General features: G+C 74.4%; 11 protein-coding genes. 4 read left to right on the top strand and 7 right to left on the bottom strand.

The genetic code is table 11. The annotated features are described in order from the left end of the window. Positions 1-42 precede the first annotated feature (42 nt). The 3 genes from ACIBQ8_RS00055 to ACIBQ8_RS00045 form a co-directional block, all read right to left on the bottom strand. A complete protein-coding gene (locus ACIBQ8_RS00055) occupies positions 43-1,257 on the bottom strand; it encodes an RNA polymerase sigma factor (RefSeq protein ID WP_397190536.1) in 1,215 nt (404 codons plus the stop codon). Beyond that, complete coding sequence (locus ACIBQ8_RS00050; protein ID WP_358301365.1) at positions 1,254-1,589, bottom strand: YciI family protein; 336 nt, start codon at positions 1,587-1,589, stop codon at positions 1,254-1,256. Before ACIBQ8_RS00050 ends, ACIBQ8_RS00055 begins: the two co-directional genes overlap by 4 nt. 95 nt (positions 1,590-1,684) lie before the next feature. After that, positions 1,685-2,113 carry an ATP-binding protein gene (locus ACIBQ8_RS00045; protein WP_397167682.1) on the bottom strand — a complete coding sequence of 143 codons (429 nt, stop codon included), beginning with the start codon at positions 2,111-2,113 and terminating at the stop codon, positions 1,685-1,687. Positions 2,114-2,301: 188 nt separating this feature from the next. Between ACIBQ8_RS00045 and ACIBQ8_RS00040 the strand changes: the two genes are divergently transcribed. Further along, positions 2,302-2,646: a hypothetical protein gene (locus ACIBQ8_RS00040; protein ID WP_397190535.1), complete on the top strand. Its 345-nt coding sequence runs from the start codon at positions 2,302-2,304 to the stop codon at positions 2,644-2,646. A 186-nt stretch (positions 2,647-2,832) separates the two neighbouring features. On the opposite strand, the gene ACIBQ8_RS00035 is transcribed toward ACIBQ8_RS00040, so the two are convergent. Then, positions 2,833-3,402, bottom strand: coding sequence for a helix-turn-helix domain-containing protein (locus tag ACIBQ8_RS00035; RefSeq protein WP_397167679.1), 570 nt, complete (start codon positions 3,400-3,402; stop codon positions 2,833-2,835). A 47-nt stretch (positions 3,403-3,449) separates the two neighbouring features. Between ACIBQ8_RS00035 and ACIBQ8_RS00030 the strand changes: the two genes are divergently transcribed. Together ACIBQ8_RS00030 and ACIBQ8_RS00025 are read left to right on the top strand one after the other, a co-directional pair. Beyond that, positions 3,450-4,286: a class I SAM-dependent methyltransferase gene (locus ACIBQ8_RS00030; protein ID WP_397190534.1), complete on the top strand. Its 837-nt coding sequence runs from the start codon at positions 3,450-3,452 to the stop codon at positions 4,284-4,286. A gap of 114 nt (positions 4,287-4,400) precedes the next feature. Continuing rightward, positions 4,401-5,576, top strand: coding sequence for an acyltransferase family protein (locus tag ACIBQ8_RS00025; RefSeq protein WP_397190533.1), 1,176 nt, complete (start codon positions 4,401-4,403; stop codon positions 5,574-5,576). 6 nt (positions 5,577-5,582) lie between these two features. Here the strand turns inward: ACIBQ8_RS00025 and ACIBQ8_RS00020 are convergent, their stop codons facing one another. Then, on the bottom strand, positions 5,583-6,536 hold the full coding sequence (locus ACIBQ8_RS00020) for a zinc-binding alcohol dehydrogenase family protein (RefSeq protein WP_397190532.1): 954 nt from the start codon (positions 6,534-6,536) through the stop codon (positions 5,583-5,585). 78 nt (positions 6,537-6,614) lie between these two features. On the opposite strand from ACIBQ8_RS00020, the gene ACIBQ8_RS00015 reads away from it, so the two are divergent. Further along, positions 6,615-7,208 carry a helix-turn-helix domain-containing protein gene (locus ACIBQ8_RS00015; RefSeq protein ID WP_352351401.1) on the top strand — a complete coding sequence of 198 codons (594 nt, stop codon included), beginning with the start codon at positions 6,615-6,617 and terminating at the stop codon, positions 7,206-7,208. Positions 7,209-7,237: 29 nt separating this feature from the next. Here the strand turns inward: ACIBQ8_RS00015 and ACIBQ8_RS00010 are convergent, their stop codons facing one another. Together ACIBQ8_RS00010 and ACIBQ8_RS00005 are read right to left on the bottom strand one after the other, a co-directional pair. After that, on the bottom strand, positions 7,238-9,499 hold the full coding sequence (locus tag ACIBQ8_RS00010; protein WP_397190531.1) for a SpoIIE family protein phosphatase: 2,262 nt from the start codon (positions 9,497-9,499) through the stop codon (positions 7,238-7,240). 19 nt (positions 9,500-9,518) lie between these two features. Beyond that, positions 9,519-12,026 (bottom strand): response regulator (locus ACIBQ8_RS00005; protein ID WP_397190530.1); only part of this gene is annotated, 2,508 nt, incomplete at its 5' end.

Here is a 12,026-nt window from a genome sequence, read left to right as displayed (position 1 = left end):
CACCTTGCGGCAGGCCACGGCGCTTCGCTGACCGGTTCCCGCTCAGGCCCCCGTGCCGCGCGCGGACTCGGCGGCGCGGGTCAGGAGGGCGCGGCGTTCCTGGTCGCTGTGGGCGACGGCGGCGGCCCGCCGGAACAGCGCCGCCGCGCGGGCCGGGTCGCCGTCGCGGGCGGTGAGATCGGCCTCGGCGGCGATGGCCAGCGGGTGGCCGTCGAGCTCGGCGCGGGAGCGCTCCAGCAGGGCGAGCCCGGCCCGCGGCCCGTGGGCGTACCCGTGCGCGACGGCCCGGTTCAGCTCCACCACGGGCGTGGGGTGGAGCAGGGCCAGCTCGTCGTAGCAGCGGGCGATCCGCGACCAGTCGGTGCCCGGCAGCGAGGACGCCGTGGCGTGGCAGGCGGCGATGCGCGCCTGGAGCCCGTACGGGCCGTCGCCCTCGACGGCGGCCAGCAGGGCGAGCCCCTCGCCGATCGCGGCCCGGTCCCAGCGGGAGCGGTCCTGCCGGTCGAGGGGCACCAGGTCGCCGGCGGCGTCGCGGCGGGCGTCCCGGCGGGAGTGCTGCAGGAGGAACAGCGCCAGCAGCGCCGTCACCTCCTCCTGCTCCGGCATGAGCCGCCGCAGCAGCCGCGCCAGCCGGATCGCCTCCTCGGCGAACGCGGGCTCGCCGCCGGCGTCGTACCCCTGCGTGAACAGCAGATAGAGGACGGCGAGCACCCCGGGCAGCCGCTCGGCCAGCGCCGCCCCCTGCGGCACCCGGTACGGGATGCCCGCCTCGGCGATCTTCCGCTTGGCCCTGGTCAGCCGGCGGGTCATCGCCGACTCGGTGACCAGGAAGGCGCGGGCCAGGTCGGCGGTCGGCACGCCGCAGACCGTCCGCAGCGTCAGCGCCACCCGCGACTCCAGCGCCAGCGCCGGATGGCAGCACGTGAAGACGAGCCGCAGCCGGTCGTCCACGACCTCCTCCTCCCGCCCGTCCCCGGGCCCGTCCTGGACGGTCAGGGCGAGCGCCGCCAGCTCGGCCAGCTTGCGGCGCTCGATCGAGACGCGGCGCAGCGCGTCGATCGCGCGGTTGCGCGCCACCGTCATGAGCCAGCCGCCCGGGTTGGACGGCACGCCCTCCTCCGGCCACCGCCGCACGGCCAGGGCCAGCGCCTCCTGGGCGCAGTCCTCGGCGAGGGTCCAGTCGCCGGTGACCCGGATGAGGGCGGCGACGATCCGCGGGTACGCCTCCGCCGCCGCCTCCTCCAGGGGTTGTCTCACTGCTCGAAGTCGGCGAACGGCCGCAGCTCCAGCCGTCCGTGCCGGGCCATGGGGTGGGAGCGGGCGACCTCGACCGCCTCGTCGAGGTCGGCGCATTCGAGCAGGTCGAAGCCCACGATCACCTCTTTGGTCTCGGCGAACGGCCCGTCGGACAGGACCAGCTCGCCGCGGCGCACCCGCACGGTGGTCGCGGCCGACTCCGGCGCCAGCACCGCGCCGCGCACCCGCCGCCCGCGGGCGTCGTTCTCGGCCACCCACGCCTCGACGTCGGGCAGGTTCTCCTGGTCGGTGTCGGGCTCGGTGTCGGTGCAGACGAACATCATGTACTTCATCTCGCGCTCCTCGGTCGGACGGCGTCTCACCATGGTGACGAACGGGACCGACGGAACCGGACGGCGCCCCCGAGATTTCTTCCGCCGAGGGATGGTCAGGCCGACACGGCGCGGCGCGCGTCCAGGCGGCCGGCGTGGCGGCGGGTCCGCAGGTCGAGGGTCAGCAGCGAGCCGAGCCCGGTCTGCTCCAGGACGACCTCGTCGCAGAGCTGCTGGATGACCCACAGGCCGTACCCGTGGGAGGCGGTCGGGTCGAGGCGGGCCGAGGACAGGTGCTCGTGGGTGAGCCGGCCGGCGACGTCGAGGATCTCCACGATCACGCCGTCCGCGCCGCCGCGGGAGGTCACCATGCCCGTGCGGCCGCCGTGGTCCAGCACGTTGGTGACCGCCTCGTTGACCGCCACCACCAGGTCCTCCAGCCGGTCGGCGGGCAGCCCGCAGTGGCGGCCGTGGACGCGGATCAGGTCCCTGATGAGGGCAAGGTCAGTGCTGATGGGGCACTGGAGCTCGAACTGAAGGGTCATGATCGTCTCGCGTGGCGGGGTCGGATGGGGTGGCGGGCCAGTCTCCAGCTTTCCCGCCGGCGGCCACTCAAACGTGTACCGCCGCCGTTCGCAAGTCGGCGGCATGAGGGACGCAGGACCGGGTAGCGCCATAAGTGCAGAAACTTCCGGCACGCCCACGGTCCCCAGACGAACCCGGAGGCTGACGAATGCGGCATGGCGACGGCGACCAGAGCACGGGCATCGACCATCCCAAGGGGAGCGGCCAGATCACGGGAAGCGGCGGCGGGCTGGGCAGGGCCGCGCTGTGGCCGGCCTCGGTGCTGACCGCGGCGGTGACCGCCGACCTGCTGCGGCGCCGGTTCGCGCCGGCCCGGCTGCGGCTGGCGGAGGCCGCGAGCGGGCTGCTCGAACGTACGGGCGTGCGCCCCGCCAGGCCGCGCCTCACCGACCGGGAACGGCTGGACCGCCAGCTGCTCACCTGGCGCCAGGCCCACCCGGAGCCCTCATGGCCCACCGGCCGCATGGGCCCGGCCGGAACCAGCAGCAGCTGACCGGCCCCTCCCACAGGATCCGCGGCACCCCGGGTCCACCCGGGCCTCGTAGGGTCCGCGGGCACCTCGGGTCACCTGGGCTCCCCCAGGTCCTGCGGGGGCCGCGGTGAGGTGGGCCGGCAGACGTCGGTGCTGCGGGCGTTCGGGTCAGTTGGGGGCCGGCGGCGCCCCGCCGGGCCGTCGCTCCTACGCCTGGCCCACGTGCAGGTGGGAGCGTTCGCCGTCGTGGTCGAAGATGGTGAGCAGTTCCACGGGCCCCTCGTGGGCGCCGACGGCGTGCGGGGTCATGGTCGAGAACTCGGCCGCGTCGCCCGCCGGCACCAGGACGGTCCGCTCGCCCAGCAGCAGCCGGGCCGTCCCCGACAGGACGGTGAACCACTCGCGCCCGGGATGCGCCTGCGGTTCGAGCGGCCGGTCGGGCGTGATGCGCATCTTGGCCACCGTGACGCCGTGCAGCGACCGTTCCCGGGACAGCAGCCACACGGTCATCCCGGGGTGGTCGCAGGGCAGCGGCCGGATCACCACGTCGTCGTCCTCGGTGGACTCCACGAGCTGGTCGAGCGTCGTGCCGAGGGCCCGCGCGATGGGGACGAGCTGGTCGAGGGCGATCCGGCGATGGCCCGTCTCGATGCGGCTCAGGTTGGACGGGCTCAGCCGGCACCGCGCGGCCAGGGCGTCGAGCGACCAGCCCCGGGCCAGCCGCAGCCCGCGGATGCGCCGCCGGACCACGGCGTCCAGGTCGACTTCTTGCGTCATAGGCAAGATTGTATGCCGCACGCGCAGGATCCCCCTACGGTGAACGCATGGAAGCACATCACCACGCGCATCCCGACCACGGACAGCACCACCACGGCGACGAATCGGCCCTGGCCGACCTGCTCGACCTGGACGCCGAGGTGCTCGGGCCGTTCCTGGACGAGCTGACCGCCTGGGTCGCCGAGCAGTCCGGCCGCACCCCGCGCACGGTCGCCGACCTGGGCGCCGGCACCGGAACCGGGACCCTGGCCCTGGCCCGGCGGTTCCCGTCCGCCGAGATCGTCGCGGTCGACCGGTCGCCGGTCATGCTCGACCGCCTGCGCGCGGCGGCGCGCGGCCAGGGGCTGGAGGAGCGGGTGCGCGTGCTCCAGGCCGACCTGGACGCGGCCCTGCCGCCGCTCGGCACCCCGGACCTGGTGTGGGCGGCGGCGTCGCTGCACCACGTCGAGAACCCGGCGCGGCTGCTCGGCGAGGTCCACGCCGCGCTGCGGCCCGGCGGGCTGCTGGCGGTCGTCGAGATGGACGGCATGCCGCGCCTGCTGGCCGACGAGGCCGGAGCGGCGCTGGAGGCGCGCTGCCGGGAGGCGCTGGCGGGCAGCGGCCCGGACCCGTACCCGGACTGGGGGCCGGTCCTGGCGGCGGCCGGATTCGAGGTGGCCGCGCGGCGCGACTTCCCGATCGAGGTGCGCCCGGCGCCGCCGGGCGCGGTCCGTTACGCGCGGACGGTGCTGAGCGGCTACCGATCGCGGCTCGCCGGGAGACTGGCCGAGGGCGACCTCGCCGCCCTCGACCGGCTGCTCTCCGCCGACTCGCCGGAGTCCGTCCGGCACCGCGAGCTCGTCGTGCGCGGCACCCGGACGGCCTGGGCGGCCCGCCGCCCCTGACCGGCCTCGCCCCCGAGGCGGCGGCGAACCCGAGACGGCGGGCGAGTCCGAGGCGGCGAACCCGAGGCGGCGGCGAGCCCGGGGCCCGACCGCGGGACCGATACGTTGGGGTGCGTGACGACTGCTCCCCTTGGCGCCCCCCAGGTCGTTCGTCCGGAGGCGTCCAGGCTCGCCTGGCTGGACGCCCTGCGCGGCATCGGCGCGCTCGCCGTCGTCGGCGAGCACCTGACCACCTGGGCCATGCCCTGGCTGCGCCCGACCTTCTTCAACCTGGGCGTGTACGGCGTCCTGGTGTTCTTCCTGGTCAGCGGCTACATCATCCCGTCGTCGCTGGAACGGCACGGCGACGTGCGCGCCTTCTGGATCGGCCGCGCCTTCCGCCTCTACCCGCTCTACCTCGCCGTCATCGCCGTGGTCCTGGCCCTGTCCTGGTGGATCCCGGTACGCGCCGAGGTGCCCAGGGACGCCTCCTCCGCCGCGGCGCACGCCACGATGCTGCTGGACGTCGTCGGCGTCGCCGGGGTGATGAACACGATGTGGACGCTCTCCTACGAGATGGTCTTCTACCTGATGGTCACCGCCCTGTTCGTGACCGGCGTCCGGGACCGGCGCGGCCTGGTCGCCGTCGCGTTCGGGGTGACCGCGGTCGTGGCGGGCCTCGCGCTGAGCGCGGCGCCGCTGACCGGCGGCTGGCTGTCGTGGGCGTCGTTCGCGGTGTTCGCCGCCGGGCTGGCCTGCGTCGTCACGGGCCGGCTGCGCAACGTGGCGGCGTGCGCGCTCGGCGTCATGGCCCTGGCCCTGCTGCTGCTGAGCAGCCGCGTCCCGTGGTTCGGGGCGGCGATCCTCGCGGTCATGTTCACCGGCACGGCGATCCGCCGGTGGGAGAGCGGCCAGGGCTCCCTGTGGCCGGTGGCCCTGGCCGCCTCGCTGGTGACGGTCGCCCCCTTATGGGCGCTCAGCGCCGGGTGGTGGTGGGTGCAGCCGGACGTGTGGGCCACGACCGTCGCCCTGGCCGGGCTCACGTTCGCGGCCGGTCTGGCCTGGCGGGCCCGCCGGGTGCCCGCCGTGCTCACCTGGCTCGGGCTGATGAGCTACTCCCTCTACCTGGTGCACCTGCCGGTGCTCCTCGTGGTGATGGAGGTGGCGGGGGAGATGCGCTGGTCGCCGCTTCCCCTGCAGATCGGCGTGAGCGTGCTGTTCCTGGCTCTCGTGCTGCCGGGCAGCCGGCTGACCTACCGTTTCCTCGAACGTCCGATGCAGCGGCTCGGCCGCCGCCTGACCGCGTCCTAGGAGCTCCTACCGGCGCGGGTCGAGCACGAGCTTGCCGGTCGTCCGCCGTGCCCTGAGCTCCGCGTGCACCTGCCGCACCTCCGACATCGGACGGTCCCCGCCCGCGACCACCCGCAGCTCTCCCGCGATCACCCGCGCCGCCATCTCCGCGTACGCCCCGGCCAGGACGGCGGGCCGCTGGAAGGCGTTGAGCAGCCAGAATCCGCTGACGGTCGCCGAGCGGGGCTGGAGCGCGCGCGGCGAGACCGGCTGCGGCTCCACCCCGCCCGCCATCCCGTAGAAGGTGAGCCGGCCGAACGGCGCCAGCGCCGCCAGGCTCTGGTCGGTGACCCGGCCGCCGGTCATCTCCAGGACCACGTCCACGGGCTCGCCGCCGTTGGCCGCGCGCAGCGCCGCGGTGAGGTCGTCGGCGGCCGGGTCGACGGCGGCGTCCGCGCCCAGCGACAGGGCCAGCTCCCGCTTGGCGGGCGTGCTCGCGGTGGCGATCACCCGGCTCGCGCCCGCCGCCTTGGCGAGCTGCACCGCCAGCGAGCCGACGCCGCCCGCCGCCGCGTGCACGACCACGCTCTCCCCGGCCTGGACCCGGCCGGTGTGGCGGACCAGCCACCACGCGGTGAGCCCCTGGGCCAGCAGGGCCACCGCGGCGACGTCGTCGAGCTCCTCGGGCACCGGGAAGGCGGACGCCTCCGGGATCGCGGCCTTCTCGGCGTACCCGCCGCGCTCCAGCATGGCGGCCAGGCGGCGGCCGTCGGCCGTCCTGCCGACGACCTCGCCGCCGGGGACGACCGGCAGCGTGGTCGCGGCCAGGTAGGCGTTCTCGCGCATCAGCGTGTCGGCGAAGTTCACGCCGCAGCGCGAGACGTCCACGACGACCTGGCCGGGGCCGGGCACCGGCTCGTCCACCTCCCGCACCCGCACGACCTCGGGACCGCCGAACTCGGTGATCTGCACGGCTCGCATGGCAACTCCAATGGAATCCAGTTTCAAATGGTACTGAGTACCATAAGGGACGCCGTCCGCAAGCGCTAGACTGAGGCCGTGACCGAGCCCTCCCTGCGCGCCCGCAAGCGACAGCGAGCCCGCGACGAGATCATCGAGGCGGCCTACCGGCTCTTCGCCGAGCGCGGCTACGACGAGGTGACGGTCGCCGACATCGCCGAGCGCGCCGAGGTGGGCCGCACCACGTTCTTCCGCTACTTCGGCGACAAGCAGGAGGTCGTCTTCGCGGGGGAGCACGACTGGCTCGACGGCCTGGCCGCCCACCACCGCGAGCTGCGCGGCGACCGTCCGCCCGGCCTGCCGGAGGCGCTCGCCCAGGTGCGCGAGCTCACCCTCGCCCTGTGCGCCAGGGCCACCCTCGACCCCGGCCGCTACGTCCTGCGCGAACGGCTGATCGCCGATCATCCCGAGCTCGGCGACCGCACGGCGCGCAAGCAGCGCCGCTTCGCCGAGACCATGACCGAGATCCTGCGCGAGCACGGCGCCACCCCCGAGACGGCGGCCCTGGCCCCGCAGCTCGCGCTGGCCTGCTACACCGCCGGCCGCGCCGTCGCCGGCGACGACCCGGCGGCGCTGGCCCCGAGCGTGGCCGCGGCCTTCGACCGGCTCGGCCTCCTCCCGCCCGCCGCCTGACCTCGACGCCCGGCCGCCTGCCGCCCGGCTCAGCGCACGTGCACGCCGATCAGGCAGGTGTCGTCGTCGGTGTCGGAGTTGCAGTGGGTGAGCAGGTCGTCGAGCCGGTGGTCGAGGGTCGCGGCGGTACGCGAGGCGACGGCCAGCAGCCGGTCCTGGGCGTGGCGCAGGTTGTGGTCGCGCCGCTCGATCAGGCCGTCGGTGTAGAGCAGCAGCGTGTCGTCGGCCTCCAGCTGCAGCCGTCCCTCCTCGTAGACGGCGTCGGCGAACGCGCCGAGCAGCGGCCCCTTCACCATCGGCAGCTCCGTGCCCTGCGCGCCGCGCAGCAGGATCGGCGGCAGGTGCCCGGCCCTGGCCCAGCGCAGGACGCGGGTCGTGGGGTCGTACAGGCCGCAGATCGCGGTCGCCGTCATGCGGTCGGCGAGGTGGCGGGCGACCAGGTTGAGCCAGCTCAGCAGCCGGGCCGGGCCCGCGCCGGTGGCGGCCAGGCCGCGCAGCGCGTTGCGCAGCACCACCATGCCCGTGGCGGCCTCGACGCCGTGCCCGGCCACGTCGCCCACCGACAGCAGGATGCACTCCGACGGCAGGACGACCGCGTCGTACCAGTCGCCGCCGACCAGGTCCTCCTTCTGCGCCGGACGGTAGCGGACCGAGATGCGCAGCCCGAAGGAGTCCATGCGGCCGTGCGAGGGCGGCATGATGGCGTGCTGGAGCTGGAGGGCCAGGCGGTTGCGGGCGGCGGACTGCCGTTCGGTGTGGGCCAGCCTGTCGCGGGTCACCGCCAGCGCGACCTCCGTCCAGTGCTGGGGCGAGACGTCCTGGTAGGCCCCCCGCAGCGCGGTCAGCCGGCCGTCGGGGGCGAACACCGGCTCGGCCACCACCCGCAGATGGCGGGCCACCCCGTCGGGACGTTCGAGCCGGAACGCCGTCGCGGCCGGCCGCCGGTGGTGCAGCACCGTGCGCAGGAAGAGGCCCACGGCCACCTCGTCGTCGCGGTGCACGTGGTCGCGCAGGCGCTCCAGCGGGACCGGCCGGGCGTCCGGCGGCAGGCCGTACAGGGAGAACATCTGGGCGTTCCACATGATCTCGCCGGTGAGCGCGTTCTCCTCGAAGCCGCCGATGCGGCCCAGCCGCTGGGCGTGCTGCAGCAGGCGGGCCTGGTCGTCGGTGTCGCGCCGGACGAGCAGCACGCCGCCGCCGTGGCGGGTGATGCTCACCTCGGCCGTGGAGGCCGCGGTGAAGGGCATGTCGGCGGAGCGGAACGGCTCGCCGGTGGCGTGCACGTGCTCGATCCTGGCCAGCAGTTCCCCGGCCGCGAACGGGTACGCCTCCAGCAGCAGCCCGCCCGCCCGCACCGCCGACGACGCGTTGGCGTGGTGGACGCGGAAGTCGGCGATGTGCCCCTGCGGGTCGAGGTGCGGCACCAGGACGAGCGCCGGGTCGGACATGGTGTCGGCCAGGGCGGCCAGCTCGGCCAGGGCGGCCCCGGCGCGCGCGGGCGGCCCGGGGGAGTTCAGGGTCAGGGCGCACAGGTCGGCCAGCGCCTCGATCTGCCGTTCCATCCTGGGCGTGGGCTCGGGACAGCCGCCCGGCCAGCAGATCTCCAGGACGCCGAGCACCCGCCCGCCCAGCCGGGCCAGCGCGGTGACGCGGCCGCCGGTCAGCTGGTGGCGGCCGATCGAGGGCGGCTCCTGAGTGGTGTGCCACAGCGTGCGGCGTTCGATCAGCGTGCTGGTGGCGGGCGTGACCAGGCCCGGGGGGACCTGCCGCCACAGCCCGGCCTCCTCGGCGCTGAAGCCCGCGTGGCCGGCCAGCGTCAGCGACGTGTCCGGCCCGGCCGCCCACACCGCGACCGCCGTCGCGCCGATGGGCAGCAGGGCCGTCTCCAGCACGGCGTGGGCCGCCGCCTGCACGTCCGTGGCGCCGAGCGCGGCGCTCTCGGCCGTCCGCAGCCGCACCGCCGCCTCCGCGTGCCCGGCGGGCGGCTCCTCACCGCCGTCGAGCCCGGCGGCGCCGGTCAGGGACGCGTCGGCGATGGGGTCGTCGGCGGCCCGGTTGACGACGTCGGCGGCCAGCTCGGCCTGCGAGCGCCCGGTCCGGGCCGCGAGCGTGGCGAGCTGGTCGGCGGCCTGCGCCGGGGCGCAGCGCAGGCGTTCGACCAGGATGCCCTTCGCCAGCTCGATCAGCGCGCGGTCGTCGGCGGCGCGGCGGACCTCGTGCAGCTCGGCGCGCAGGCGTTCGACGGTCGCGGCCAGCCTGGCCAGGCCCGTCTCCTCGGCTGAACTCCCCATGGCGCGACTCCTCACCGGATCAGGCCGGATCCATCCAGTGCTGGATGCGTTCGATCAGCTGGTGGGCGTCGACCGGTTTGGTCACGTGGTCGCTGGCTCCGGCCGCCAGCGACTTCTCCTGGTCGCCCGGCATGGCCTTGGCCGTGACCGCGATGATCGGCAGGTCGGCGTAGCCGGGCATCTCGCGGATCGTCTCGATCGCCGTGTAGCCATCCATCTCGGGCATCATCACGTCCATCAGGATCAGGTCCGTCTCGGGGTGGGCCGTCAGCGTGTCGATGCCCTTGCGGCCGTTCTCAGCGTGCAGCACGTCGATGCCGTGGATCTCCAGGATGCTGGTCAGCGCGAACAGGTTGCGGGCGTCGTCGTCCACGACCAGGACCGTGCGCCCGGACAGCGTGTCGTCGATCTCCCGGCCCGACGCCGCCCCCACCGTCCGGGACCTGACCAGCGGCAGCACGTCGCCGGGCTGGTCGGCGGTCAGGTGCAGGGCGATGCGCTCGCGCAGCTCGTCGAGGCTGGACAGCAGCTCCAGCGGCCGGTCGCCGACGCGCGTCTCCCGCGACGGGCCGGAGCGCCAGTTGTCGTAGGCCAGCACCGGCACGCCGTGCAGCGCCGGATCGCCGTCCATGGCCTCCAGCAGGTCGTAGGCGGCCCGGCCGGGCAGGTCGAGGTCGAGCACGACGCAGTGGCACGGCTCGGCGGCCAGCAGGCTCGCCGCCTCCTCCGCGCCCCTCGCCTCGACCACCTGGACGGTCCCGCCGAGCGGGTCGGGCGCCCCGGCCAGGCCGCTCACCACGCTCTCGGTCACCAGCGACAGCAGCCCGTGCGGGCGTTCCTCGATCACCAGCAGCCGCCGCGGCTGACCGGCCACCGGCAGCGCGTGCCCCTCGGCGCCGGGCTGGGCGACCGGCAGGTACAGGGTGAACACGCTGCCCTGGCCCGGCGTGCTCTGGACGGTGATCGCGCCGCCGAGCAGGTAGGCGATCTCGCGGCTGATGGACAGGCCGAGGCCGGTGCCGCCGTACTTGCGGCTGGTGGTGCCGTCGGCCTGCTGGAACGCCCCGAAGATCACTTCCAGCTGCTGCTCGGGGATGCCGATGCCGGTGTCCATGACGCGCAGGGCGATGGCGGGGGCGTGCGGGCGCACCGCGGCCGGCAGCTCGCCGTGCGCGGCCGGTTCGATGCGCAGCTCGACGCCGCCGGTCTCGGTGAACTTGACCGCGTTCGACAGCAGGTTGCGCAGCACCTGCCGCAGCCGCGAGTCGTCGGTGAGCAGGTCGGCCGGCACGCCCGGCCCGGTGGTGATCCGGAAGTCGAGGCTCTTCTGCGACGTCATCGGCCGGAACGTGGCCTCGACGTAGTCCAGGAGCTGCCGCAACGGCACCCATTCGGGATTGATGTCCATCTTGCCCGCCTCGACCTTGGACAGGTCGAGGATGTCGTTGATCAGCTGGAGCAGGTCCGAGCCCGCGGAATGGATGATCCCGGCGTACTCGACCTGCTTGGGCGTCAGGTTGCGCGTGTGGTTCTGGGCCAGGAGCTGGGCCAGGATGAGCAGCGAGTTGAGCGGGGTGCGCAGCTCGTGGCTCATGTTCGCCAGGAACTCGCTCTTGTACGTCGAGGCCAGCGTCAGCTGGTGGGCGCGGTCCTCCAGCTCCTGCCTGGCCTGCTCGATCTCCAGGTTCTTGGTCTCGATGTCCTGGTTCTGGCGGGCCAGCAGCGTGGCCTTCTCCTCCAGCTCGGCGTTGGAGCGCTGCAGCTCCTCCTGCTGCTGCTGCAGCTCCTCCGAGCGGGCCTGCAGCTCGACGGCCAGCCGCTGCGACTCCTTGAGCAGCTCGTCGGTGCGGGCGTTGGCCACGATCGTGTTGAGGTTGACGCCGATCGTCTCCATGAGCTGGTCGAGGAAGGCCCGGTGGACCGGCGTGAACGCCTGCACCGAGGCCAGCTCGATCACGCCGAGCACCTGCTCCTCGACCACGATCGGCAACACGATGACCGAGCTCGGATCGGTCCTGCCCAGCCCCGAGGAGATCGTGATGTAGCCGGGCGGGACGTCGGCCATCGTGATCGTCCTGCGGCTGCGGGCGGCCTGGCCGACCAGCGCCTCGCCGAGCCGGAACCTGGTCGGCCTGCCGGGGTCGGCCGGGTAGCCGTAGGCGCTGATGAGCTGGAGCTCGTTCTCCTCGGCCGAGAAGAACGCGCCGTACTGGGCGCCGACCAGCGGCGCCAGCTCGTTCATCACCAGCTCGGCGACGGCCGCCAGGTCGCGGTGACCCTGCATCAGCCCCGACATGCGGGCGAGGTTGGACTTGAGCCAGTCCTTCTCCTCGTTGGCGCTGGTCGTCTCGCGCAGCGACTTGACCATCGAGTTGATGTTGTCCTTCAGGTCGGCCAGCTCGCCCTCGGCGTCGACCGTGATCGACCGGGTGAGGTCGCCGGAGGTGACCGCGCTGGTGACCTCGGCGATGGCGCGCACCTGCCGGGTCAGGTTGGCGGCCAGCTCGTTGACGTTCTCCGTCAGCCG

The organism is Nonomuraea sp. NPDC049646 (genome assembly GCF_044465525.1).
Lineage (GTDB): Bacteria > Actinomycetota > Actinomycetes > Streptosporangiales > Streptosporangiaceae > Nonomuraea.
Note: the sequence above shows the minus strand (reverse complement) of the source record. Positions and strands in the feature narration are given on the sequence as shown.